This is a genomic window from Phenylobacterium sp. (assembly GCF_041920015.1).
Classification (GTDB): Bacteria; Pseudomonadota; Alphaproteobacteria; order Caulobacterales; family Caulobacteraceae; genus Phenylobacterium.
In genome coordinates this window covers 1-23,828 of record NZ_JAYRST010000008.1, presented here as the reverse complement: position 1 = coordinate 23,828, position 23,828 = coordinate 1, and the positions used below count along the sequence as shown (strand labels likewise).

The window sequence follows — 23,828 nt, the reverse complement described above, 5'->3', positions numbered from 1 at the left end:
AAGTATGGACGCAAGCTAGGTCGAACGCTTGTTTGAACGCAAGTCCCACAGCGCTGGGATCGAAGAGTCCGAAACCCGCGAGCGGGGGCGTGCGGCAGGTGGTATCGTCACCGCCATGACCGAAGGCTTCCGCCTGTTCGAAACCACCATCGGGACCTGCGGCGTGTCCTGGAGCGACCGCGGCCTGACCGGCGTCATGCTGCCGCTGGTGGAGGGGGGCGACCCATGGGCGCACCTCTTGCGCAGCCGGCCGCAAGCGCTCGAGGCTGATCCGTCGCCGCCCGTCGCTGCGGCCATCGAGGGGATGCAGGCCCTGTTGCGCGGCGACAAGCGCGATCTGCTGGAGGTCGCGCTGGACGACGGTCACATCGCCGAACTGCCGGCCAGGGTCTACGCCATCGCCCGGGCCATTCCGCCGGGTCGCACCCTGACCTATGGCGACATCGCCCGCCAGCTTGGCGACGTGGCCCTGTCGCGCGCGGTGGGCCAGGCCCTGGGCGCCAATCCCTGGCCCATCGTCGTGCCCTGCCACCGCATCCTGGCGGCCGGTGGCCGCAAGGGCGGCTTCTCTGCGCCCGGCGGGGCCGACACCAAGCTGCGGATGCTGGAGATCGAGGGCGCGCTGTCCCCCGACACCCTGCCGCTGTTCGGAGGACTCTAGGCGCTGAGCTTCGCGCGTCGCGCGCTGCGCCGCGCTGCGTGCTTCTGGAGGATCTCGGCCAGGTAGCGGCCCGTCCAGCTCTTCGGATTGGCCGCCACGTCCTCCGGCGAGCCCTGGGCGACGATCTCGCCGCCGCCGTCGCCGCCCTCGGGGCCGAAATCGACGATCCAGTCGGCGGTCTTCACCACGTCCAGGTTATGCTCGATGACCACCATGGTGTTGCCCTGGTCGGCCAGTTCGTGCAGCACCTCCAGCAGCTTCTTCACGTCCTCGAAGTGCAGGCCGGTGGTCGGTTCGTCCAGGATGTACAGCGTCCGCCCGGTCGCCCGGCGCGACAGCTCCTTGCTCAGCTTCACCCGCTGGGCCTCGCCGCCCGACAGCGTCGTCGCCTGCTGGCCGACCTTGATGTAGCTGAGGCCGACGCGTTTCAGCGTCTCCATCTTGTCGCGCACCGGCGGCACCGCCTTGAAGAACTCGGCCGCCTCTTCGACGGTCATCTCCAGCACGTCGCTGATCGACTTGCCCTTGAACAGCACCTCCAGCGTCTCGCGGTTGTAGCGCTTGCCGTGGCAGACGTCGCAGGTGACGTAGACGTCGGGCAGGAAGTGCATCTCGATCTTGATGACCCCGTCGCCCTGGCAGGCCTCGCAGCGCCCGCCCTTGACGTTGAACGAGAAACGGCCCGGCCCATAGCCCCGAGCCTTGGACTCCGGCAGGCCGGCGAACCAGTCGCGGATCGGCTGGAAGGCCCCGGTATAGGTCGCCGGGTTCGAGCGCGGCGTGCGCCCGATCGGCGACTGGTCGATGTCGATGACCTTGTCGAAATGCTCCAGCCCTTCGATCCGCTCGTGTGGGGCCGGCGCGTCCGAGGCGTTGTGCAGCCGCCGCGCCGCGGCCTTGTAGAGCGTCTCGATGGTGAAGGTCGACTTGCCGCCGCCGGAGACCCCGGTGATGCAGGTGAAGGTCCCGGTCGGAATCTCCGCCGTCACGTTTTTCAGGTTGTTGCCGCTGGCGCCGACGACGCGCAGCACCTTCTTCTTCGAGATCGGCCGGCGTTGTTCGGGAATCTCGATCTCGCGCACGCCGGAGAGGTACTGGCCGGTGATGCTCTTCGGATTGTCCATCACCTGCTGGGGCGTGCCTTCGGCCACCACCTCGCCGCCGTGGACGCCGGCCGCAGGGCCCATGTCGATCACATAGTCGGCGGTGAGGATCGCCTCCTCGTCATGCTCGACCACCAGCACCGAATTGCCGAGATCGCGCAGGCCCTTCAGGCTCTCCAGCAACCGGGTGTTGTCGCGCTGGTGCAGGCCGATGGACGGCTCGTCCAGCACATAGAGCACGCCGGTCAGGCCCGAGCCGATCTGGCTGGCCAGGCGGATGCGCTGGCTCTCGCCGCCCGACAGCGTGCCCGACGAGCGCGAAAGATTCAGATAGTCCAGCCCGACATTGACCAGGAACCGCAGGCGGTCGTTGATCTCCTTCAGGATTCGCCGGGCGATCTCCATCTGCTTGTCGGTCAGCGAACTTTCCAGGGCGGTGAACCATTCGCCCGCATGACGGATCGACAGGCGGCTGATCTCGCCGATGTGCCGGCCGTCGATCTTCACCGCCAGGGATTCTGGTTTCAGGCGATAGCCTTCGCACGCCTCGCACGGTGTCTCGGACTGATAGCGGCCCAATTCCTCGCGCACCCAGGCCGAGTCGGTCTCGCGCCAACGGCGCTCCAGGTTCGGCAGCACGCCCTCGAAGGTCTTGTTGACCTCGTACTTGCGGGCGTTGTCGTCGTAGACGAACTTGATCTTCTCGCTGCCCGATCCATACAGCACCACGGTCTTGGCGCCCTCGGGCAGCTTCCACCACGACATGTCCATCGAAAAGCCGTAGTGGCCGGCCAGGGCCTGCAGGGTCTGGGTGTAGAGGGGGGAGGGCCCCTTCGCCCAGGGGGCGATGGCGCCCTTGTGCAGGGTCTTGTCCTTGTCGGGAACCACCAGGTCGGCGTCGAAGGCGAGCTTGGCGCCCAGGCCGTCGCAGACCGGGCAGGCGCCATAGGGATTGTTGAACGAAAACAGCCGCGGCTCGATCTCGCTGATCGTGAAACCCGAGACCGGACAGGCGAACTTCTCCGAGAAGATCAGCCGCCGCGGCTCGGTCTCACCCTCGGCCGTGTCGGCCCATTCGGCGGTGGCGATGCCGTCGGCCAGCTTCAGCGCCGTCTCCAGGCTGTCGGCGTAGCGGCTTTCGAGCCCGGACTTGGTGACCAGCCGGTCCACCACCACGTCGATGTCGTGCTTGAACTTCTTGTCGAGCGCCGGGGCGTCCTCGATCGGATAGAACTCGCCGTCGATCTTCAGCCGCTGGAACCCGGCCTTCTGCCACTCGGCGATCTCCTTGCGGTATTCGCCCTTGCGGCCGCGCACCACCGGCGCCAGCAGGTAGATCCGCTCGCCGTCGGGCAGGGCGGTCAGCTTGTCGACCATCTGGCTGACGGTCTGGCTTTCGATGGGCAGGCCGGTCGCCGGCGAATAGGGAACCCCGACCCGCGCCCACAGCAGACGCATGTAGTCGTGGATTTCCGTGACCGTGCCGACGGTCGAGCGCGGATTGCGGCTGGTGGTCTTCTGTTCGATGGAGATCGCCGGCGACAGGCCCTCGATCAGGTCCACGTCCGGCTTGCTCATCAGTTCGAGGAACTGGCGGGCGTAGGCCGACAGGCTCTCGACATAGCGCCGCTGGCCCTCGGCGTAGATCGTGTCGAACGCCAGCGAACTCTTGCCCGAGCCGGAGAGGCCGGTCAGCACGACCAGTTCTCCACGCGGGATGTCGACGCTGACATCCTTCAGATTGTGCTCGCGCGCGCCGCGCACGCGGATGAAATTGAGCTGTTCGGCCATGTTTTTCCGGAAACGCTAACAGCCGCCGATCCCCTCGGCGGGCTCCCGTCTAATGTAGTCCCGAGACTCACCGATAACACAGGAACATTGTGCGAACAAACTGCGCTGCGGCGATCTCGTCGTCGGGTTTTAGGGCCAGGCCGCGCCCAAACCTGTCAGCAGCATTGTCAGCAGGACGTTCGCCGCACCTGGCTTTCGATGCGTAAGGCCAAGGCGTAAGCATAGGTCCTCGTCGCTTCCGAAGGGGCCTCCATGCATCACCTGATCTCCCGCCGCAGCCTGATCGCCGCCGCTGGCCTCGCCGCCTTGCCGCTGAACGCCGCGCTCGCCCAGGGCGGCTCTGCGCAGGACGCAGCCTTCGCCCGGCTGGGCCGGGACTGGCTGGAGGGAAGCTTGCGCGTTAGCCCCGTCTTCGCCACCGCCACCGGCGATCACCGCTTCGACGCCGAACTCGACGACGTGAGCGCCGCTGGGCGCGCTGCGCGCATCAGGCTGAACCGCGACCTGCTCGCGCGACTGAAGGCGACGCCGCGCGCCGAACTCTCGCGCGCCAACCAGGTCGACGCCGCCATCCTGGAGAACCAGCTCGCCGGCCAGGTCTGGACCGACGAGGTGCTGCAGGACTGGGCCTGGGACCCGCTGGTCTATTCGAGCGTGGCGGGCGGGGCGCTCAACACCCTGATGTCGCGCGAGTTCGCGCCTCTGCCCGAGCGCCTGCGCTCGGCCACCGCCCGGATGGAGAAGCTGCCCGCCCTGCTGGCGCAAAGCCGTAGGGAGCTGCAGCCGGAACGCGTCCCGAAGGTGCATGCCGAGACCGCGGCGCTTCAGAACAAGGGCCTGCATTCCCTGGCCGCCCAGGTGACGGCCGAGGCCGGGGCGCTGAGCGGCGCGGACCGCGCGCGGCTGGACGCCGCCGCCGCGGCCCTGACCAAGGCCATCGACGAACATCAGGCCTGGCTCGAAAACACCCTGGTCCCGAACGCCGCCGGCGACTTCCGCATCGGCGCCGAGCTTTACGATCGGAAGCTCGCCTTCGCGCTCAACGCCTCGCTCAGCCGGGCGGAGATCAAGGCCAAGGCGCTCGCCGCTCTCGCCGACATCCGCGCCCAGATGTACGACATCGCCCGCGGCGTCCTGGCCGGGCGGCCCGGCGCGCCCGAGGCGCCGGCCGCGCCGACGCCCGACCAACAGCAGAAGGTCATCGAGGCGGCCCTGGAACTGGCCTATGCCCGCAAGCCCGCCCGCAACGGCCTGGTGGAGGAAGCCGAGCGCCAGCTCGTGCAGGCCACCGACTTCGTGCGCGCCAGGGACCTCGTCACCGTGCCGGACGATCCGGTGAAGGTGGTGCTGACGCCGGAGTTCCAGCGCGGCGTCGCCGTGGCCTATTGCGACCCGCCCGGACCGCTCGATAAGGGCCAGAGCACCTTCTACAAGATTTCCCCGATCCCGGACGACTGGACCGACGCCCAGGCCGAGTCCTTCCTGCGCGAATACAACGTCTACGGCATGCAGGAAGTGACGGTGCACGAGGCGATGCCGGGCCATTATCTCCAGCTCGCCCATTCCAATCGCTATCCGTCGGTGCTGCGCTCGGTGCTCTATTCGGGCGCGTTCGTCGAGGGCTGGGCCGTCTACGCCCAGGACATCATGGCCGAGGCCGGTTACCTCGACCGCGACCCGCTCTACCTGCTCGCGCACCTGAAGCTGCACCTGCGGGTGATCGCCAACGCCATCCTCGACCAGGGCGTCCATGTGGACGGCATGAGCCGCGACGAGGCCATGCGGCTGATGACCGTCGAGGCCTTCCAGCAGGAGCGCGAGGCGGCCGGAAAATGGGTCCGCGCCCAGGTCTCCTCAGCCCAGTTGCCGACCTATTTCATCGGCTGGCAGGAACATCACGCCTTGCGCCAGGAGGCCGAGCGGCGCTGGAGCCAGGGCTTTTCCCTGAAGCGCTACCACGACGCCGTGCTCTCCTTCGGCTCGCCCCCCGCGCGCTTCGCCGGCCAACTGCTCTTCGATCAGCCGATCGCGTAACGCCATCCTTCACCGCCCATCCCGGCTTTCGCCGGGGCGGGCGGAGGCGTGCGGTTCTATTTCGCCTTCATCTCGTCGGCCTGTTTGAGCGCGCGCAGGGCGTTGCCGCCCCAGAAGCCGGCCAGGTCCTCCTTGGTGAAGCCGGCCGCCAGCAGCTTTTCGGTCAGCATCGGGAAATCGGTGATGTCGTCGAAGCCGTCCAGCCCGCCGCCGCCGTCGAAGTCGCCGGAGAGGCCGATGTGCGCCTTGCCGGCCACCTGGGCGGCGTGGACGATGTGCTTGACCAAGTCGTCGATGGTCGCGCGCGGGACCGGATACTTGGCCAGGATCGCACGCCGCGCCTCGCGATAGGCCTTGAGTTTGTCGGCGGGCAGGACGTTCGGATCGCCGTAGGTCTTGTCCAGCTCGACCAGGGCCGCGCGGCGTTCGGGGTTCGGCGGCGTGTCGATCATGTAGCCGGAAAGCGCGTTGAGCTGGATCACCCCGCCCTTGGCCGCCAGCTTGCGGATCAGGTCGTCGGGGGCGTTGCGCGGATGATCGTAGGCGGCCCTCACGCCGGAGTGCGACAGGATGATCGGCGCGCTCGAAAGCTCGATCATCTGCTCGGTGGTCGCATCCGAAGCATGGCTGGCGTCGAGCAGGATGCCGAGCCGGTTGGCCTCGGCGACGAACTGCTTGCCGAGCGGGGAGAGGCCGCCATGGGTCGGCCCCTTCGGGTCGGTGGCCGAATCGGCCAGGTCGTTGTTGGCGAAGTGGACGGGCGACATCATCCGAACGCCCAGATCGTAGAAGGTCTTCATCAGGCTGAGGTCGCCGGCGACGGGCGAACCGTTCTCCATGCTGATGAACACGAACTTCTTCTTGCCGGCCTTGGCGAGGCTCTCGGCGTCGTCGGCCTTGGTGACCAGTTGGAAGACGTCGCCGTTCCTGGCGACCATCTCGTGGATCACCACGGCTCGCAGCAGGGCGTGGTCGCGCGCCGCCTGATTGCCCTGGACGGTGTTGGGCCCCTGGGGCGTGAAGATCGCGAAGAAGCCGCCGTCGACCCCGCCCTCGATCATGCGCGGATAATCGACCTGGCTGCCGTCGATCGGCTGGTGGCGCACGCGCATGTCGAACGATGGCGAGGCCATGTTCGCCGGGGTGTCGAAATGGGTGTCCAGCACGATCAGGCTTTCGTGCAGGGCCTTCGTGGCCGGCTTCACCTTGGGCGCGGCCATGACCGGCGCGGCGCTGGCCAGCAGGATTGCGAGCGGAAGACCAAACTTGAGCACGAGCGCCTCTCCCCGGAACTGTCTTTGAGGGGCGAACCTTCAGCGTTCCGGGGAGTCTGCGCAAGCCTCAGTTGCGGTCTCTCCGCGTCGTGGAACATCCGCGCGCGTCCGAATTCAGAGTGCGTCGTGGAAGATCACGCCCAGGGTGTGGCGCACGCCCGAGCGCACCTGGCTGACGCCGTGGCGCAGGGTGACGCGATAGCTGCCGCGGGTTCCGCGCACCGGCCGGTGGTGGACGGCGAACACCAGGCCGTCGCCCTGGCGCAGGGGAGAGACCTCCGCCCGCGACTGCATGCGCGGCCGCTGCTCGGTCAGCACGAACTCGCCGCCGGTGAAGTCGCGGCCCGGCTCGGCCAGCAGGACGGCGACCTGCAACGGAAAGACATGTTCGCCATAGAGGTCCTGGTGCAGGCAGTTGTAGTCGCCGGGGCCGTATTGCAGCAGCAGCGGCGTGGGGCGGACCTGGCCCGCCTCGTGGCAGCGCTCCAGGAAAGCGCTGTGCTCGGCCGGATAGCGCACGCCGATCCCCATCTCGGTGTTCCAGCGGTTGGCGATGGGGACCAGCCGAGGGTAGAGCGCCCCGCGCAGGTCGCCGACCAGGGCGGGCAGGGGATAGGCGAAATACTTGTACTCCCCGCGCCCGAAGCCGTGGCGGCTCATCACCACCCGGCTGCGGAACCCGGCTTCCCGGCTGTAGAGCCCGGCCAGTTCCGCGCATGCCTCCGGCGTGAGCAGGCCCGGCAGCAAGGCCGAACCCTGGGCGTCGAGGTCGCGCTCGACGCCCGGCCAGTCGAAGCCGGCGATGCGGGTGTCGACCGATCTCACGCCGCGGCCTCGCGATCCAGCAGGGCGCGCTTGCGCTCCACGCCCCAGCGATAGCCCGACAGCGCGCCGTCGGTGCGCACCACCCGATGGCAGGGAATGGCGACGGCCAGCGAATTGGCCGCGCAAGCCTGGGCGACGGCGCGGACCGCCGCGGGCTTGCCGATCTTCGCGGCGACCTCGGCGTAGCTCGCCGTCTGGCCGGCCGGGATGTCGCGCAGGGCCTGCCAGACCCGCTGCTGGAAGGTGGTTCCGCGCACGTCGAGCGGCAGGTCGTGGCCCAGCCGCGGCTGCTCCACCAGCCCGACGACCCGCGCCACCAGCGCCTCGAACGCCGCATCGCCGCCGATGAGTTCGGCCTGGGCGAAGCGGTCCTGGAAGTCTTCGGCCAGCGCCTGGGGATCATCGCCCAGCAGGATGGCGCAGACGCCCTTGTCGGTGGCCGCCACCAGGATCGAGCCCAGCGAACATTCGCCAAGCGCAAAGCGGATCACCGCCTGGTCGCCGCCGGCCCGGAAGCGCCGCGGGGTCATGCCCAGCACCCTGTCGGTCTTTTCGTAGACCCGGCTGCCCGAACCGAACCCGGCCTCGTAGATCGCCGCCGTCACGGTCGGCGTCTCGCCAAGGGCCTGACGCAGGCGCTCGGCCCGGCGCGCGTCGGCATAGGCCTTGGGCGTCAGGCCCGTCGCCGACTTGAAGACGCGGTGGAAATGGAACGGGCTCATCCCCGCCTGGGCGGCCAGGGTCTCCAGCCCCGGCGCGTCCTCGGCCGCATCGATGGCGCGGCAGGCCGCCGTCGCCGCCGCGGCGTTGCGTTCGGCCAGCGACGGCTGGTCGGGCTTGCAGCGCTTGCAGGGGCGAAAGCCCGCGGCCTCGGCCTCCCCGGCGGTGGCGTGGAAGGCGACGTTCTGCGGCAAGGCCGCGCGGGCGGCGCAGGAGGGGCGGCAATAGACCCCCGTGGTGCGCACCGAATAGAAGAACGCGCCGTCGGCCCTGCGGTCGCGGGCGGCGAGGGCGGCCCAACGGGCGGCGTCGGTGTCGAATGCGGTCTGCATCTTTGAACTCCATCGCTTGTCTTGAGCGATGGGATAGGCCCGCCGGCGGGCGCTGAAACTCCGGCTCTTGCTCTCAAATTCGCTCGCAGAGGGCCGATCGCAAGCCTTGCCGCATCGCCAGAGCATTTTCCGCCGAAATGGACGCCCGTTTGGCGCAGAAAATGCTCTGAATTCAAAGAGTCTTGAGCAAGATCCGAAAGCCGCGATTTGCGCCGACGCGCGCCGGCCCCTATATCGGCGGCTCACCATTAGGAGGCGCAACCATGGATATCGCGACGAAGACCGACCTCGTCCCGAACGCCAATCCGTCCATGGTTTCCTATGTCCGCCTTCCTCACGCTCGACGGCCTTTCCGCCAGAACCCCTGACGGCCGCCCGCTTTTCGACAATCTGACCCTCGCCTTCGGCGCCGAACGCACCGGCCTCGTCGGACGCAACGGCGTGGGCAAGACCACGCTGATCCGGCTGATGCTGGGCGAACTTGCGCCCGCCGCGGGCAGCCTCGCCGTGCGCGGCAAGGTCGGCGTCCTGCGCCAGGCGCTCGCCCCGCCGCCCCAGGCCAGCATCGCCCAGACCGTGGGCCTGGCCCCCGCCCTGCAGCGGCTGGCCCGCATCGAGTGTGGGGAGGGGACCGAGGCCGACTTCGCCGAGGCCGACTGGACCCTGCCGGCCCGGCTCGACGCCGCCTTCGCCGAGGTCGGCCTGGCGGGACTCGATCCCGAACGGCCCGCCGCCTCCCTCAGCGGCGGCCAGGCCACGCGTGCGGCCTTGGCGGCGTTGCTGGCGGACGAGCCGGACCTGCTGCTGCTGGACGAGCCGACCAACAATCTCGATGCCGAGGCCCGCGAACTGATCGGCGACGTCCTCGGCCGCTGGAAGGGCGGTGCGGTGGTGGTTAGCCACGACCGCGCCCTGCTGCGCCGCATGGACCGCATCGTCGAGCTGACCAGCCTGGGCGCACGGGTCTATGGCGGCGGCTACGACCTCTATGTCGAGCGCAAGGCCGAGGAGAGCGCTGCCGCCGAGCGCGGCCTAGAGCAGGCCGAGCAGGCTCTGGCTCGGGTCGAGCGCGAGGCCCAGGCCGCCCGCGAGAAGAAGGCCCGCCGCGACGCCGCCGGCCGCCGCTTCGCCGCCCGCGGCTCGGAGCCCAAGATCCTGCTGGGCCGTCAGGCCGAGCGCGCCGAGCTGTCCGCCGCCCGCGAGGGCCGCCTGGCCGACCGCCAGAAGGCCGAGGCCGCCGCCGGCCTGGAGGCGGCTCAGGCCAAGGTCGAGCGCTTGCGGAACCTGGCCTTCGACCTGCCGCCCTCGCGCCTGCCCGCCGGGCGGACGGTGCTGGAATTCGACGCCGTGGCCTTCGCCTATCCGGGGGCGGAGCCTATTCTGCGCGATCTGTCGTTTCGGATCGTCGGGCCGGAGCGGCTGGCCGTGGTCGGCCCCAACGGGGCGGGCAAGACCACCCTGATCCGGCTGGCCAGCGGCGGGCTGGACCCCACCGATGGCCGGATCGTCCGCGGCGCGCCCGCGGCTCTGCTCGACCAGCACACCGCCATGCTGGCGCCGGACGAAACCCTGGTGCAGGCGTTCCTGCGCCTGAACCCGGCCGCCAGCCGCAACGACGCCCATGCGGCCCTGGCGCGGTTCCTGTTCCGCAACGCCGCCGCCGAGCAGACGGTCGGCGCCTTGAGCGGCGGCGAGCGCCTGCGCGCGGCCATGGCCTGCGTGCTGATGTCGCCCGCGCCGCCCCAACTGCTGATCCTGGACGAGCCGACCAACCACCTCGACCTCGATTCCATCGCCGCGGTCGAGGCGGTCTTGCGCGGCTATGACGGCGCGATGCTGGTGGTCAGCCACGACCCCGATTTCCTCGATGCGATCGGCGTCCAGCGCCGCCTGCACCTGGGCAGGCGCTAGATGCCCCCGGCATCGCGCCGGGCCTTATGCGGCCGCCGCGAGCTTGGCGAGGCTGGCCAGGGTCTGGGCGCAGGCGTGGGCCGCCTCGGCGCCCTTGGTCAGGAAGTGTTCGCGGTAGAAGCCCTGGTGGACGTCGTGTTCGTGGAAATGGTGCGGCGTCAGCACCACCGAGAACACCGGCACCTCGGTGGTGAGCTGGACCTGCATCAGGCCCGAGATCACGCTCGAGGCCACGAAGTCGTGGCGATAGATGCCGCCGTCGACCACGAACCCGGCCGCGACGATGGCGGCGTAGCGGCCGGTCTTGGCCAGGGTCTGGGCGTGCAGCGGAATCTCGAACGCCCCGGGGGTGTGGAAGCGGTCGATGGCGCTCTCGGAGAAGCCGAGCCCGGCGATCTCCTTGATGAACCCCTGATAGGCGTTGTCGACGATCTCGCTGTGCCAGCCGGACTGGACGAAAGCGATGCGGGCCAGGCGATAGGCGCCGTTGGCGGTGGGAACTTCGAAGTGGGTGACAGTCATGGTCGAATCCCTGAGTGGGGTGGAACCACGACTCAGGGAGACGCTAGGCTCCGGCCCGATCCTCGCGCGGCAAGGCGCGAAGCGACGGGACGTCGCCAGCGGTTCTCATAACCGGACTCTAACCGTCGGCCCCGGAATCGCACCGGATCTGCTGTCCCCGGCGAAGCCGCCGGGCGCCCGCGGGCTTGTGCGGCCCTTGCGAGCCGCCATCACCGCCGGTGGGGACTTTCACCCCGCCCTGAGAACGCGATCGCCGGAACAGCCCGACGATATCCGCAAACTAGGCCGATGACGCCCCGTCAAACAAGCGTTTAGTTTCTCAAACCAGTTCCTCCCCCGCTGGGGAAGGTGGATCGGCGCAAAGCGCCGAGACGGAGGGGACCGCCGACTCAGTAAGTCTCCTCAGTCCGCTTTGCGGACAGCTCCCCGAAGGGGAGCATCAAGCCCCCTCAAGCCCGCTTGTTCAGCGTGATCGAGGTCGGCGAGGCCGCCGGGGCCGCCACGCCGCCCTGGCCGTAGCCCGCGCCGGTGGCGCGTTTTGAGGCGACCTCCTCGGCGATGGCCTTGACGATGCCTTCGGTGACGGTCTTGGCCGCCTCCAGCGCGCGGCCCTGGCGGGCCAGCACCGCGTCGAAGGCCTCGGTGGCGCGGATCAGCCGCGTGCGCTGGGCCAGGGGCGCGCCGGCGATCAGGTGCGGATTGGCCCGCACGCGCGCCGACTCGTGGCGGTAGATGTTGGCCAGCCGCGAGGTCTCTTCGAGATTGGCCGCCGCGTCCTGGGGACGGCGCTGCTCGAAGGCCTGGGCGTCCAGGGCGATCAGCTCGGTCAGGCGTTCGGTCAGAACGATCAATTGGTCGACGCGGTCGGCTGCGTCCGTGGCGGAAATCGCCATGGCTGGTCTCCTAACTCAAACCCTGAAGCTTCAGCATTTCCTTGGCGACGCGGTCGGCGAGCCCGACCCCGCCGTGCTGCACCATCTGCTTGGCCATGGCGTCGCCCAGGAACGACTTGAACGCCGCCTCGCCGTGGCCGCCGCTGAAGGGGGCCTCGGCGCCGACGTCCTTGAACATCTGGCCCAGCATCACCGACAGGAACGAGGCCTCGAAGTCCTTGGCGGTCTTCTCGATCTGGCCGCGCTTGGCCAATTGCTCGGCGTTCTGCGCCTCCACCGGCGCGGTGGGCGGGGAAAAGGCGGGAGCCAGGTCCATCACATCACCTCGATGTCGGCTTGCAGCGCGCCGGCTGCCTTGATGGTCTGCAGGATCGAGATCATGTCGCGCGGGGTGACGCCCAGGGCGTTGAGGCCGCCGACCAGGCTGGCCAGCGAAGCGCCGTCGCGCAGGGTGATGAACCGCTTGCCCTTCTCCTCGTCCACCTGGATGTCCGACTGCGGGACGACCGCGGTCTGGCCCTGGCTGAACGGCGCTGGCTGGCTGACGGCCGGGCTCTCGCGCACGGTGATGGTCAGGTTGCCCTGAGCGATGGCCACGGTGGAGACCCGCACGTTCTCGCCCATGACGATGACCCCGGCGACCTCGTCGATCACCACCTTGGCCGGGCTGTCGGTGTCGACCGTCAGGTTCTCGATCTGCGACATGAACGAGACCATGTCCTGGCCGCCGGGCGAGCGGACGGTGACGATGGTCGGGTTGTCGGCCCGCGCCGCGCCGGGAAAGCGGCCGTTGACCGCGTCGGCCACCTTGCGCGCGGTCGAGAAGTCGGGATTGCGCAGGGTCATGCGCATCTCGCCCATGTTTGCGAACTGGAAGCCGATCTCGCGCTCGACGATGGCCCCGCCGGCGATGCGCCCGGCGGTCGGCACGCCCTTGGAGACCGACGAGCCCGAGGCCCCGCCGGCCGAGATCGAGCCGGTCTGCACCGTGCCCTGGCTGACCGCATAGGCCTGGCCGTCCGCGCCCATCAGAGGGGTCACCAGCAGGGTGCCGCCCTGCAGGCTCTTGGCGTCGCCCATGGCCGAGACCGAGGCGTCGATCGGCGTGCCGGCCGCCACGAAGGCCGGCAGCCTGGCGGTGACCATCACGGCCGCGACGTTCTTGGTGTTCAGGTTCGCGTCGCGGGTGTTGACGCCCAGCCGCTCCAGCATCGCCTCCAGGCTCTGGCGGGTGAAGGGCGCGTTGCGCAGCGAGTCCCCGGTGCCGTTCAGGCCGACCACCAGGCCATAGCCGACCAGCATGTTGTCGCGCACGCCCTCGAACTCGACGATGTCCTTGATCCTCGACTTGGCGAAGGCCGGGCCGGCCGCCAGCGCGGGCGCGAACAGGGCGGCGGCGAGGAGGGCGGCGCTGAAGATGCGGAACGGACGGCGCATGGAACCTCGGCGGCGAAAGAATGCTCGCTCGCGCCTTGCGACCGCCGTGCCAACTCAAAAGGTGAGGAAAAACAACGCAGGAACTCCGGGCTGGGCTGGGCGTTGGCGTCCTGGCGGCAGAATTTGCCCGGCATTAACCATACCCTAAGCTTGGGCGGCGAAAGTCGGGATCGAGCATGGTAGAGGACCTTGCATGAAGGTCAGCGGTACAAGCGGAGTCGGCCCCTCGGCCGGTCCGGGCAAGGCGAAGCCGGCCGGCGGCGGCCAGGGGTTCCAGGTCGCCCAGCCGGCTGCGGCTGCTGGCGCAGTCCAGACGGCGCGCGCGGCCGGGGTCTCCGGCGTGATGAGCGTCGACACTATCCTCGCCCTCCAGGACGTCGGCGGGCCGCTCGAGCGCAAGCGCCGGGCCGTGGGCCGGGCGGGGCGCATTCTGGACGTTCTCGAAGACGTGAAGGTCGCCTTGCTGTCGGGCGAGGTGTCCGCAGGCGATCTGGAGCGCTTGAAACAAGCGGTTCGCGACGAGCGTGACGCGACCGAGGATGATCGCCTTGAAGGTGTGTTGAACGAGATCGAAACCCGTGCTGCCGTTGAGATCGCAAAGCTCGAACGCGCGAATCGTGCGGCTTAAACGCCCGCGAAGAGTGAGGTTCGTTGAAAGGGTGGATCGTTTTGGTATAAGCGCGCGACGTAATGTCGAGGGCATGTACCTAGGGGGCGTGAGGCGTCTATGAGCACGGCCACGATGTTGGCGGAAAAGCCAGAGTATCGTCCTTCCGAGGACGAAGAGTTCATGAACGAGCGCCAGCTTGAGTACTTCAAGCAAAAGCTCTTGAACTGGAAAGAGGATATTTTGCGGGAGTCCCGCGAAACCCTTGCTCATCTTCAGACCGAGACCGAAAATCATCCTGATCTGGCCGACAGGGCGACGTCGGAAACTGACCGAGCTCTTGAGCTACGGACCCGGGACCGCCAGCGCAAGTTGATCTCCAAGATCGACGAGGCGCTGCGCCGAATCGAAGACGGCTCCTACGGCTACTGCGAGGACACCGGCGAGCCGATCGGCGTCGCCCGGCTCGAGGCCCGTCCGATCGCGACGCTCAGCCTGGAGGCCCAGGAACGCCACGAACGACGCGAACGCGTCCATCGCGACGACTGATCTGCAAGGGGCGGCTCGCTTGGGCCGCCCTCTTCGTTTGCAGATCGCAAAGCCCGGCTGGCCGTCAACCTCGCGCAAGGCTACATGACGAGCCATGACTCAGCGTCTCGTGATCGCCGCCGTCCAGGCCAATCCGACCGTGGGCGCCATCGCCCATAACGAGGCTCTCGCCCGGGAGCATCTGCGCCGCGCCCGCGCGGAAGGCGCCGACATCGCCGTCTTCTCCGAGCTGTTCATCAACGGCTATCCGCCGGAAGACCTGGCGATGAAGCCGGCCTTCTGGGCGGCGGGCAAGGCCGCTGTCGAGCGGCTCGCCGCCGAAACCCGCGACGGTCCTGCCGCCCTGATCGGCGTGATCTGGCCCAACGCCGACCCGGCTCGGCGGCCGCACAACGCCCTGGCCTTCCTCGCCGACGGCCAGGTGAAGGGCGTGGCCTTCAAATGCGACCTGCCCAACTACGGCGTCTTCGACGAGAAGCGGGTGTTCGAGGCAGGCGCCGCGCCCTCGGTCTTCGAGTGGAAGGGCGTTCGCCTGGGCGTTCCGATCTGCGAGGACATCTGGTCGGAGGGCGTCTGCGCCGAGCTGAAGGCGCAGGGGGCGGAGATCCTGCTGGTCCCCAACGGCTCGCCCTATCGCCGCACCGCCGACGACGAGCGGATGGGCGTGGCGCGGGCCCGCGTGGCCCAGACCGGCCTGCCGCTGCTCTATGTCAACGAGGTCGGCGGCCAGGACGAACTGGTCTTCGACGGCGGCTCCTTCGCTCTGTCGGCCGGCGGCGAACCGGTCATGCGGCTGCGCATGTTCGAAGAAGCCTTCGCCCTGACCATCTGGGAGAAGGGCGAAGCCGGCTGGGCCTGCACCCAGGCGCCGATGGAGGACTGGGTCTTCGGCGCCGAAGAAGTCTATCGCGCCATGGTCCTGGGCCTGCGCGACTACGTGAACAAATCCGGCTTTCCTGGCGTCATGCTTGGACTTTCGGGCGGTGTCGACTCCGCCATCGTCGCCACGGTTGCGGCCGACGCCCTGGGCCCGGACCGCGTCCGCTGCTTCATGCTGCCCTCGCGCTACACCAGCGCCGAGAGCCTGGAGGACGCCGCCGACTGCGCCGGCCGGCTGGGCGTGCGCCTGGCCGACATCCCGATCTCGCCGGCCGTCGACGCCTTCGCCGAAATGCTGACCCCGCACTTCGAGAACCGGCCACCGGACCTGACCGAGGAGAATATCCAGGCCCGCATCCGCGGTCTCTCGCTGATGGCCATCTCCAACAAGCTCGGCTTCATGCTGCTGACCACCGGCAACAAGTCCGAGATGGCGGTCGGCTACGCCACGCTCTATGGCGACATGTGCGGCGGCTACAATGTGCTCAAGGACGTCTACAAGACCGACGTCTATGCGATCTGCCGCTGGCGCAACGCCAACGACCCCTACGGCGTCGCCGCCGACCCGATCCCCGAGCGCATCCTCACCAAGGCGCCCTCGGCCGAACTGCGTCCCGACCAGAAGGACCAGGACAGCCTGCCCGAATATCCCGAGCTCGACGCCATCCTGCACGGCCTGGTGGAGGAAGAGGCGACCTTGGACGAGATCGTCGCCCGCGGCCACGCGCCAGAGACGGTCGAGCGCGTGCAGCGCCTGCTCTACAACTCCGAATACAAGCGCCGCCAGGCCGCGCCGGGCGTGAAGATCGGCCCGCGCGCCTTCGGCCGCGACCGCCGCTACCCCATCGTCAACGGCTTCCGCGACGCGGTGAGCGGCAAGTGAGCCGCGCCCCGGTCCTTGAAACCGAACGGCTGATCCTGCGCGGCCACACCAAGGCCGACTTCGAGGCCTGCGCCGCCTTGTGGGGCGATCCGGACGTCACCCGCTTCATCGGCGGACGCCCGTTCGGCAGGGACGAGGTGTGGGCGCGGCTGCTGCGCTATGTCGGCCACTGGTGCGAGATGGGCTTCGGTTTCTGGGCGGTCTGCGAGAAGGACGGCGGCCGGTTCGTCGGCGATCTCGGCTTCGCCGACTTCAAGCGGACCATGGAGCCCGGCTTCGGCGACACGCCGGAGATGGGTTGGGCGCTGATCCCGGCGACCCACGGAAAGGGCTACGCCAGCGAAGCCATCGCTGCGGCCCTGGCCTGGGCGGACGGCCATTTCGACGATCCCCGCACCGTCTGCATGATCGATCCCGAGAACGCCGCCTCGCTGCGGGCCGCCGGGAAGGCCGGCTTCACCGAATACGCCCGCACCGACTTCCACGGCGAAACCGTGCTGCTGGAGCGGTTCCGTATAGGTTAGTCGGGGCTTCCTTCTCCCCTTGAGGGAGAAGGTGGCAGGCGAAGCCTGACGGATGAGGGGTATTTGGCCTCTCTGTCAGAACCAATCCCAGCCGCCTCAACACCGCAAGCGCCGCCGCCCCCTCATCCGACCCCGCGTCGCGGGGCCACCTTCTCCCGTAGGGGGAGAAGGGGCGGTCACCCTCCCATTGAGGAAGCATCTCTCGTCAGGTCAGTTGCGCAACGTCGCTCGCCGCATCCTCGCCTTCCGGGGCGCCGCGGCGCAGGGCCGGGACGATGGCCTCGACAGTGTCGACCGACGCCCAACTGGCCATGAAGCTCGGCGGGGTCAGGTTCTGGTCGACCGTGTGCTGGAAGAGGGCGAACAGCGGCTCCCAGAAGCCGCCGGGATTATAGAACACCACCGGCTTGCCGTGCAGGTCCAGCCGCCGCCAGGACAGCAGCTCCACCACCTCTTCCAGCGTGCCGATGCCGCCGGGCAGGACCACGAAGCCGTCCGCCCGCTCGAACATCATCATCTTGCGCTCGTGCATCGAGTCCACGACCACGGTCTCGACGATGTCCAGCCGGCGCTCGCGCTCCTTCAGGAAGTGCGGGATGATCCCCAGCACCTGGCCGCCCGCCTCGTGCGCGGCCTTGGCGCAGGCGCCCATCAGCCCGACCCCGCCGCCGCCATAGATCAGGGCCAGGCCCTCCCGCGCCAGGATGCGCCCCAGGTCCGCCGCGCTCGCCAGCAGGGCCGGGGCGGCCGCGTCGGACGAGCCGCAGAAGACGCAGACGGAATCGAGGCGCGTATCGCCCATGCCTATAAGCTCCAGGAGAATCGCGCGGGGCGCTTGCCGCCGCGCCGGGAAAGCCCGATTAGCTAGGCCCAAGGGTGGAGGAGTTTCAAGCAACCCCGTGCAAAGCGTCCGTTTTCCGTTCCTGATCGCCGGCCTTTTAGCCGCCTGCCTGGCCCTGGCGGCCTGCAGCCCGCGTCAGGCCGCCGCGCCGGCCGCCTCGCCCGAACCCGCCGGGCAGGGTGATGTCGGCTATCAGGCCGCCCCCATGGTGAGGAGCGTACAGACCAGCGGCGGGACGTTGCGGCTGGAGGGCTCGGCCCCCGCCAATTCCAGGGTCCGTCTGGCGACGCCGCAAGGCCAGGCCGTGTTCGCGGATGCGGGCGACAAGGGCGCCTGGTCGCTCTCCCTGCCGGTTTCGGCCCAGGCGCGTATCTTCGGCCTCTCGGCGAGCGCCGGCGACCGCACGGTCCAGAGCGAGGGTTATCTCCTGCTCACGCCGGAGGGCGAAGCCGTACTGCTGCGCGCCGGGGCCGGGGCCTTGCGGGTCGGGCGGGGCGGTAGGAACGGTCTCGACGCCGTGGACTTCGACCGCGAGGGCGGTGCGGTGATCTCCGGCCGCGCTCCGGCCGGCGCTGCGCTCAGCATCCATGTCGACGGCCGCAAGATGGGCGAGGGGCGCGCCGACGCCAAGGGACGCTACAGCATCGCCCTGACCCAGCAGCCGCTGTCGGGCCGCCGCCAGATCGACGTCTTCGGCGATGCGACCGAAAACGCCGTTGTCATCGACGTGACGCCTGCCGCGCCGCTGTCGGCCGGGCCGTTCCGCACCACGACGGTCGACGGAGGCCTGCGCATCGACTGGATGACGCCCGGCGGCGGCGCGCAGTCGACGGTGCTTGTGAAGTGAGCGCGCCATGACGCCGGGCATGGCCGCCCGCCGCATGGCCGCGCCGGGCGCGATCGCGCCGGCCTCAGTGAAGTTCGACTTCTGGCGCTCCATGGCCGACCTGGGGGCGCTGGTCATGCGCTCGGGCGCGCCGGGCCTGCGCTGGCGGGTGGGCGCATCTCTCCTGCTGGTCTTCCTGGGCAAGCTGGCGGGCGTCGCCGCGCCGGTCGCCTTGGGCGAGGCCATCAACCGCCTGGCGCCGGGCGGCGGCCAGGCGGCTGAGCTCGGCTTCGACTTCCTGCTGCTGGCCCTGGCTTTCGTCGGCCTGCGCTTCGCCGCGGCCTTCGCGCCGAACCTGCGGGACATGATCTTCACCGTGGTCTCGCAATCGACCATGGCCAAGGCGGCGGGCGAAACCTTCGCCCACGCTCTGGCGCTCGGCCTCGACTATCACCAAGGCAAGCAGACGGGCAGCCTGTCGCGGATCATCGATCGCGGCGCGCGCTCCACCGACTTCCTGATCCGCAGCGTGGTCTTCAACCTCGGCCCCACGGCTGTCGAGCTGGTGATGGCCATGACCGTGATGGCCCTGCGCCTGGACTGGCGCTTTGCGCTCACCGCCTTCGTGACCATCGTCCTCTATGCGGCCATCACCTTCCGCATCACCGACTGGCGGCTCGGCCACCGTCGCGAACTGAACGAGGCCGACAGCCGCGCCGCCGGCCTCTCGGTCGACGCCCTGCTGAACTACGAGACGGTCAAGACCTTCGGGACCGAGGCCCGCACCGTCGCTCGCTACGACGACGCCATGGCCGACTATGTCCGCGCCAGCGTCCGCTCCAACTCTTCCCTGGCCATGCTGAACGCGGTCCAGGCCCTGGTGCTGAACATCGGCCTGGCGCTGATGACGATCATGGCCGGATACGAGGTGATGCACGGGCGCATGCGGATCGGCGACGTCACCATGGCGATCCTGCTGCTGATCGGCATCTATGGCCCGCTCAACATGCTGGGCTTCAACTACCGCGAAATCCGTCAGGCCTTCATCGACATGGAGCAGATGGTCCAGCTCAAGGCCGTCAAACCCGACATCGTCGATGCGCCCGGCGCGCGGCCTCTGCCGCCTGCGAGCGGCCAGGGCGCGGAGATCGTCTTCAAGGATGTCGAGTTCCGGCACGACGCGCGTTCGACCGGCCTGATCGACGTCGACTTCCGCGCCGCCCCCGGCGCCACTGTCGCCCTGGTCGGCCCCTCGGGCGCGGGCAAGACCACCGCCGTGCGCCTGGCCCTGCGGCTGATCGATCCTCAGGCCGGATCGATCACCCTGGACGGCGTCGATCTGCGCCAGGCGACCTTGGCCTCGCTGCGCCGGGCCGTGGCCCTGGTGCCGCAGGACGTGGCGCTCTTCAACGACACCCTGGCCGCCAACATCGCCTTCGCCCGGCCCGGAGCGAGCGCGGCGGAAATCCGCGCCGCGGCCGATGCGGCCGAGCTGGGGCCGTTCATAGACAGCCTGCCTCACGGCATGGCCACCCTGGTGGGCGAGCGCGGCCTGAAGCTGTCGGGGGGCGAGCGCCAGCGGGTCGGCATCGCCCGCGCCCTGCTGGCCGATCCGCGGGTGCTGATCCTCGACGAGGCGACCAGCGCCCTCGACGGCCCGACCGAGGCGGCGATCCAGGAGACCCTGCGCAAGGTGCGGGCCGGGCGCACCACCTTGGTCATCGCCCACCGCCTGTCGACCATCGTCGACGCCGACCTGATCCTGGTCCTGCGCCGCGGCCGTATCGTCGAACAGGGCCGGCATGCGGAATTGCTTGAAAAGGGCGGCGAATACGCAGCCCTATGGCGTCGGCAGACGCGTACGGCGTAAGATCGTGCGGTCATGAGCGGAGGAGGGCGGCGCATGAACCCCTGGATGCGGATTTCTATGAACATGGGCCTGCTGGGCGTGGAGTCGGCCAGCGTCATCGCCCTGCGCAGCCTCAAGCTCGCCGGCGGCGGGGCCGGCGCTGCGGCCGAAGCCCATCGCATGGTCGCCGAGAAGATCGATGCGGCGATGGCGGCCCAGGCCGAGCTGGCCCGCGGGGCGTTTTCGGGCGCGCCGCACCTGGGCGCGGAGCGGGCGGTGGCGCTCTACCGCCGCAAGGTGCGCGCCAACCGCCGCCGGCTGACGCGCGAGGCCTGAGGCCGCCCAGCCTATTCGGCGGCCTTGGGGATTTCCGGCCCCTGGTCGCCAAGCTGGCCGCGATCGCTCCGCTTGCGAAGCCCCAGGCGTTCGGCCAGCTTTCCGAAGCGCTGGGAATAGACCTTCGGCGCGGCCAGCATCACCGGCGTCAGGATCAGGGTCAGCAGGGTCGCGAACGACAGGCCCCAGACCACCGCCGACGAGAGCTGCACCCACCACTCCGAGCCGGGCGCCTTGTACTCCAGGTGCAGGCCGTGGAAGTTCGGGTGAAGCTGGAACATCAGCGGCAGCAGGCCCACCACCGTCACCAGCGTCGTCAGCATGACCGGCCGGAAGCGCTGGGCCGCCGCCCGCACGGCCGCCTCGTCCGCCGGGAAGCCTGAACGGCGGAGCTGGTAGTAGGTGTCCACCAGTACGATGTTGTGCCCGACGACCACCCCGGCCAGGGCCACGACCCCGGTCCCCAACATGATCACCGAGATGTAGTCGAAGGTGTGGTGGATATTGACCACCACGCCCAGCAGCACCCCCACCGTCGACAGCGCCACCGCCGACAGGGTGACCAGCACCCCGTAGTACGAGTTGAACTGCCAGAGCAGGATCACGCCCATCAGGAATAGCGAGGCGGCCATGGCCACGGCGAAGAACCGCGCGGCCTCCTGGCCTTCCTCGTCGGCGCCGGTGAACTTCCAGCGGACCGCCGGGTCCAGGTTCGCCTTCTCCAGCCAGGGGCGCAACTCGGCGATCTTGTGGCTGGCCGCCACGCCTTCGATGGTGTTGGCCTGGATGATCGCCAGCCGCTGGCCGTCGCGCCGCTGGATGGTCGTCACCTGCTGGGCGGGGGCCAGGTTGATGAAGTAGCTGGCCGGCACCGGCCCGAACTGCGTCGGGATCTTCAGGCTGTCGAAGGCCGCGACATTGCGGCTTTCCGGCGGGAAACGCACGCGGATGTCCAGTTCGTCGTCGGCGTCGTCGGGCCGGAAGCGGCCCACCAGCACCCCGCCGGTCACGAACTGGATCGCCTGGCCGACGGTCAGCACGTCGACGCCGTAGCGGCCGGCGGCCTCGCGGTCGACGGTCATGTTCCACTCGATGCCGGGCGAGGTGCGGTTGTCCTCCAGCTCGTGCAGTTGCCGGTCGGCGGCCAGCTTGGCCTTGACGATGTCGGCCGCCTTGTTCAGCGCGGCCGGGTCCTGGCTGCGCATCTCCACCTGCACGTCCTTGCCGACCGGCGGGCCGCCCTGCGGCTCGCGCACCTCGACCTCGATGCCGGGGATGTTGGCGACGCGCTTGCGCACCTCGTTGGCGATGTCCTTGCCGACCAGGCCCAGCTTCAGCCGGTCCTCGTAGTCGACGAAGTCCAGGCTGATCCGCCCGATGGTGTCGTTGGGCGCCGAATTGGGCCCGCCGCCGGGGCTGGCGGTCCCCGAGCGGACGAAGATCGAATTGACGCCCTTCTGACCGATGAGCCGGCCTTCCACCTGCCGGACGAGCTGGTCCTGGGCCTGGGGCGACAGGTTGCCTCGCGCCTTGACGTAGACCGAGACGAATTCGGGGTCCTGGCGCAGGAAGAACTCGGTCGGCTTGTTCTCCAGCTTGAAGGCGTAGACCACCAGGATGATCACCGCCAGGGTCGCAAACATGGCCGAGGTCGGGTGGTGGGCCAGGGAATCGATCGTGCGGGCGTACCAGCCCATGAAGCCGGTCATCTCGCGCGGGTCGCCGCGTTCCGACTTCTCGATCTCGCGCAGGTGCGCCTCGTCCACCGCCGCCTTGCGCCCGAAGATCGAGCCCAGCGCCGGGGTGAAGATCAAGGCGATGAAGATCGACGCGCCCAGCACGTAGAACAGCGTCATGGGCAGGAAGCTCATGAACTTGCCGGGGATCGAGTTCCAGAACAGGAAGGGCAGGAAGGCGCACAGCGTCGTCAGCGTGCCGTTCAGCACCGGCCAGAACATGCGCTTGCCGGCCGCGGCGAACGCCTCTTCCTTGGCCATGCCCTCGGCCATCTTCCGGTCGGCGTACTCGACCACCACGATGCCGCCGTCGACCAGGATGCCGACCGCCAGCACCAGGCCGAACATCACCATCTGGTTGAGCGTGACCCCGGTGGCGTTGAGCATCAGGAAGGCCAGCATGAAGCAGGCCGGGATCGCCGCCCCCACCATCAGCCCCTGGCGGATGCCCAGCGTCGCCACGATGATCAGCATGACCAGGATGGTGGCGATGATCAGCCCGCTTTCCAGAACCACCAGGGTCCGGCCGATGAAGTCGCTCTCGTCGTAGATGTAGGACACCTTGACCGTCTCGGGCCAACGCTTCTGCTCCTCGGCGACGACCTTGCGGACCTCCTTCACCGTATCGAGGATGTTGGCGCCCGAGCGCTTGGCCACGTCGACCGAGAACGCCGGCTGGCCGTTGAAGCGGGTGATGTAGGTCGCTTCCTTGAAGGTGCGGCGCACGTCGCCGATGTCGCCGACGGTGATCAGCCGGTCGCCGTTCTTCTTGATCGGCAGGGCCAGGATGTCGGCCGGCTCGTTGACCACGCCGGGCACCTTGACCGCGAACTTGCCGGCCCCCGATTCCAGGTTGCCGGCCGGCACGAGCTGGTTGTTGCGGCCGATCACCAGGGCCAGTTCGCCGGGGGAGACGTTGGCGGCCTCCATCCGCACCGGGTCGATGGTGACTTCCAGCAGCTCCTCGCGCCCGCCGTTGAGATAGACTTCCAGCACGCCGGGCGTGCCTTCCAGCCGGTCCTGCAGGCTGCGCGAGATCTGGAACAGCGTGCGCTCCGGCGCGCCGCCGGACAGCACGATGCCGATGATCGGGTCGCCGGAGGCGTTGGCCTCCTCGATGATCGGCTCCTCGGCGTCCGGCGGGAACTTGCCGCGCGCCAGGTCGACCGTGGCGCGCACCTCGGCCAGGGCCTTGTCCTTCTTGAAGTTGGCCTCGAACTCCAGGTTCACGATCGCCATGCTCTGGCGGGCGACCGCGTTCATCTCCTTAATGCCTTCGATCGTCTGCAGCTCGG

The 23,828-nt window shown here is 69.0% G+C and carries 20 protein-coding genes and 1 riboswitch; of the genes, 10 read left to right on the top strand and 10 right to left on the bottom strand.

Translation table 11 applies throughout. The annotated features are described in order from the left end of the window. The first annotated feature begins 28 nt into the window (after positions 1-28). Entirely contained in the window at positions 29-661 is a 633-nt protein-coding gene (locus ACE3TL_RS03175) for a methylated-DNA--[protein]-cysteine S-methyltransferase (RefSeq protein WP_374577252.1), read from the top strand. Here ACE3TL_RS03175 and uvrA read toward each other — a convergent pair. Then, complete coding sequence (uvrA, locus tag ACE3TL_RS03170) at positions 658-3,555, bottom strand: excinuclease ABC subunit UvrA (RefSeq protein WP_374577251.1); 2,898 nt, start codon at positions 3,553-3,555, stop codon at positions 658-660. The two genes, ACE3TL_RS03175 and uvrA, sit on opposite strands and share 4 nt — an antisense overlap. A 252-nt stretch (positions 3,556-3,807) precedes the next feature. Here uvrA and ACE3TL_RS03165 point away from each other — a divergent pair, with 252 nt between their 5' ends. Beyond that, positions 3,808-5,589, top strand: a complete 1,782-nt coding sequence (locus tag ACE3TL_RS03165; protein ID WP_374577249.1) for a DUF885 domain-containing protein — start codon at positions 3,808-3,810, stop codon at positions 5,587-5,589. A 56-nt stretch (positions 5,590-5,645) separates the two neighbouring features. Here ACE3TL_RS03165 and ACE3TL_RS03160 read toward each other — a convergent pair whose 3' ends face one another. The 3 genes from ACE3TL_RS03160 to ada form a co-directional block, all read right to left on the bottom strand. After that, positions 5,646-6,863, bottom strand: a complete 1,218-nt coding sequence (locus ACE3TL_RS03160) for a dipeptidase (protein ID WP_374577248.1) — start codon at positions 6,861-6,863, stop codon at positions 5,646-5,648. Between the two features lie 114 nt (positions 6,864-6,977). Next, entirely contained in the window at positions 6,978-7,688 is a 711-nt protein-coding gene (locus ACE3TL_RS03155; RefSeq protein WP_374577247.1) for a 2OG-Fe(II) oxygenase, read from the bottom strand. Further along, positions 7,685-8,740 (bottom strand): bifunctional DNA-binding transcriptional regulator/O6-methylguanine-DNA methyltransferase Ada, encoded by a 1,056-nt coding sequence (gene ada, locus ACE3TL_RS03150; protein WP_374577245.1) that lies wholly within the window; start codon positions 8,738-8,740, stop codon positions 7,685-7,687. Before ada ends, ACE3TL_RS03155 begins: the two co-directional genes overlap by 4 nt. 321 nt (positions 8,741-9,061) lie before the next feature. Here ada and ACE3TL_RS03145 point away from each other — a divergent pair, with 321 nt between their 5' ends. Continuing rightward, on the top strand, positions 9,062-10,651 hold the full coding sequence (locus ACE3TL_RS03145) for an ABC-F family ATP-binding cassette domain-containing protein (protein WP_374577244.1): 1,590 nt from the start codon (positions 9,062-9,064) through the stop codon (positions 10,649-10,651). 24 nt (positions 10,652-10,675) lie between these two features. Here the strand turns inward: ACE3TL_RS03145 and ACE3TL_RS03140 are convergent, their stop codons facing one another. The 4 genes from ACE3TL_RS03140 to ACE3TL_RS03125 form a co-directional block, all read right to left on the bottom strand. Continuing rightward, positions 10,676-11,173, bottom strand: a complete 498-nt coding sequence (locus ACE3TL_RS03140) for a 6,7-dimethyl-8-ribityllumazine synthase (RefSeq protein WP_374577242.1) — start codon at positions 11,171-11,173, stop codon at positions 10,676-10,678. 97 nt (positions 11,174-11,270) lie between these two features. Next, positions 11,271-11,423, bottom strand: a riboswitch (FMN riboswitch). Between the two features lie 199 nt (positions 11,424-11,622). Next, a complete protein-coding gene (locus ACE3TL_RS03135) occupies positions 11,623-12,066 on the bottom strand; it encodes a flagellar basal body protein (RefSeq protein WP_374533266.1) in 444 nt (147 codons plus the stop codon). 10 nt (positions 12,067-12,076) lie between these two features. After that, positions 12,077-12,382, bottom strand: a complete 306-nt coding sequence (locus ACE3TL_RS03130; RefSeq protein ID WP_374577241.1) for a rod-binding protein — start codon at positions 12,380-12,382, stop codon at positions 12,077-12,079. Beyond that, positions 12,382-13,503 (bottom strand): flagellar basal body P-ring protein FlgI, encoded by a 1,122-nt coding sequence (locus ACE3TL_RS03125; protein ID WP_374577240.1) that lies wholly within the window; start codon positions 13,501-13,503, stop codon positions 12,382-12,384. Before ACE3TL_RS03125 ends, ACE3TL_RS03130 begins: the two co-directional genes overlap by 1 nt. A gap of 193 nt (positions 13,504-13,696) precedes the next feature. On the opposite strand from ACE3TL_RS03125, the gene ACE3TL_RS03120 reads away from it, so the two are divergent. The 4 genes from ACE3TL_RS03120 (at position 13,697) to ACE3TL_RS03105 (ending at position 16,945) form a co-directional block, all read left to right on the top strand. Beyond that, positions 13,697-14,131, top strand: coding sequence for a flagellar assembly protein FliX (locus tag ACE3TL_RS03120; RefSeq protein ID WP_374577239.1), 435 nt, complete (start codon positions 13,697-13,699; stop codon positions 14,129-14,131). A 99-nt stretch (positions 14,132-14,230) separates the two neighbouring features. Then, positions 14,231-14,659, top strand: a complete 429-nt coding sequence (gene dksA, locus ACE3TL_RS03115) for an RNA polymerase-binding protein DksA (protein WP_267229712.1) — start codon at positions 14,231-14,233, stop codon at positions 14,657-14,659. Between the two features lie 94 nt (positions 14,660-14,753). Next, positions 14,754-16,421 carry an NAD+ synthase gene (locus ACE3TL_RS03110; protein WP_374577237.1) on the top strand — a complete coding sequence of 556 codons (1,668 nt, stop codon included), beginning with the start codon at positions 14,754-14,756 and terminating at the stop codon, positions 16,419-16,421. Then, on the top strand, positions 16,418-16,945 hold the full coding sequence (locus ACE3TL_RS03105) for a GNAT family N-acetyltransferase (protein ID WP_374577236.1): 528 nt from the start codon (positions 16,418-16,420) through the stop codon (positions 16,943-16,945). Before ACE3TL_RS03110 ends, ACE3TL_RS03105 begins: the two co-directional genes overlap by 4 nt. 205 nt (positions 16,946-17,150) lie before the next feature. On the opposite strand, the gene ACE3TL_RS03100 is transcribed toward ACE3TL_RS03105, so the two are convergent. After that, positions 17,151-17,747, bottom strand: a complete 597-nt coding sequence (locus ACE3TL_RS03100) for a TIGR00730 family Rossman fold protein (RefSeq protein ID WP_374577235.1) — start codon at positions 17,745-17,747, stop codon at positions 17,151-17,153. 97 nt (positions 17,748-17,844) lie between these two features. Between ACE3TL_RS03100 and ACE3TL_RS03095 the strand changes: the two genes are divergently transcribed. Genes ACE3TL_RS03095 through ACE3TL_RS03085 form a run of 3 tightly spaced genes read left to right on the top strand, consistent with a single transcriptional unit; the run spans position 17,845 to position 20,797 of the window. Then, positions 17,845-18,633: an Ig-like domain-containing protein gene (locus tag ACE3TL_RS03095; protein WP_374577234.1), complete on the top strand. Its 789-nt coding sequence runs from the start codon at positions 17,845-17,847 to the stop codon at positions 18,631-18,633. A gap of 7 nt (positions 18,634-18,640) precedes the next feature. Beyond that, entirely contained in the window at positions 18,641-20,482 is a 1,842-nt protein-coding gene (locus ACE3TL_RS03090; protein ID WP_374577233.1) for an ABC transporter ATP-binding protein/permease, read from the top strand. A 33-nt stretch (positions 20,483-20,515) separates the two neighbouring features. Next, complete coding sequence (locus tag ACE3TL_RS03085) at positions 20,516-20,797, top strand: hypothetical protein (protein ID WP_374577231.1); 282 nt, start codon at positions 20,516-20,518, stop codon at positions 20,795-20,797. Positions 20,798-20,808: 11 nt separating this feature from the next. On the opposite strand, the gene ACE3TL_RS03080 is transcribed toward ACE3TL_RS03085, so the two are convergent. Then, positions 20,809-23,828 (bottom strand): efflux RND transporter permease subunit (locus ACE3TL_RS03080; protein WP_374577229.1); only part of this gene is annotated, 3,020 nt, incomplete at its 5' end.

What these genes read in the sequence shown, in the direction of transcription:
- uvrA (WP_374577251.1), bottom strand. Translation starts at nt 3,555, where the DNA reads ATGGCCGAACAGCTCAATTTCATCCGCGTGCGCGGCGCGCGCGAGCAC.
- ACE3TL_RS03165 (WP_374577249.1), top strand. Translation starts at nt 3,808, where the DNA reads ATGCATCACCTGATCTCCCGCCGCAGCCTGATCGCCGCCGCTGGCCTC.
- ada (WP_374577245.1), bottom strand. Translation starts at nt 8,740, where the DNA reads ATGCAGACCGCATTCGACACCGACGCCGCCCGTTGGGCCGCCCTCGCC.
- ACE3TL_RS03145 (WP_374577244.1), top strand. Translation starts at nt 9,062, where the DNA reads ATGTCCGCCTTCCTCACGCTCGACGGCCTTTCCGCCAGAACCCCTGAC.
- ACE3TL_RS03140 (WP_374577242.1), bottom strand. Translation starts at nt 11,173, where the DNA reads ATGACTGTCACCCACTTCGAAGTTCCCACCGCCAACGGCGCCTATCGC.
- ACE3TL_RS03135 (WP_374533266.1), bottom strand. Translation starts at nt 12,066, where the DNA reads ATGGCGATTTCCGCCACGGACGCAGCCGACCGCGTCGACCAATTGATC.
- ACE3TL_RS03130 (WP_374577241.1), bottom strand. Translation starts at nt 12,382, where the DNA reads ATGGACCTGGCTCCCGCCTTTTCCCCGCCCACCGCGCCGGTGGAGGCG.
- ACE3TL_RS03125 (WP_374577240.1), bottom strand. Translation starts at nt 13,503, where the DNA reads ATGCGCCGTCCGTTCCGCATCTTCAGCGCCGCCCTCCTCGCCGCCGCC.
- ACE3TL_RS03120 (WP_374577239.1), top strand. Translation starts at nt 13,697, where the DNA reads ATGAAGGTCAGCGGTACAAGCGGAGTCGGCCCCTCGGCCGGTCCGGGC.
- dksA (WP_267229712.1), top strand. Translation starts at nt 14,231, where the DNA reads ATGAGCACGGCCACGATGTTGGCGGAAAAGCCAGAGTATCGTCCTTCC.
- ACE3TL_RS03110 (WP_374577237.1), top strand. Translation starts at nt 14,754, where the DNA reads ATGACTCAGCGTCTCGTGATCGCCGCCGTCCAGGCCAATCCGACCGTG.
- ACE3TL_RS03100 (WP_374577235.1), bottom strand. Translation starts at nt 17,747, where the DNA reads ATGGGCGATACGCGCCTCGATTCCGTCTGCGTCTTCTGCGGCTCGTCC.
- ACE3TL_RS03090 (WP_374577233.1), top strand. Translation starts at nt 18,641, where the DNA reads ATGACGCCGGGCATGGCCGCCCGCCGCATGGCCGCGCCGGGCGCGATC.
- ACE3TL_RS03085 (WP_374577231.1), top strand. Translation starts at nt 20,516, where the DNA reads ATGAACCCCTGGATGCGGATTTCTATGAACATGGGCCTGCTGGGCGTG.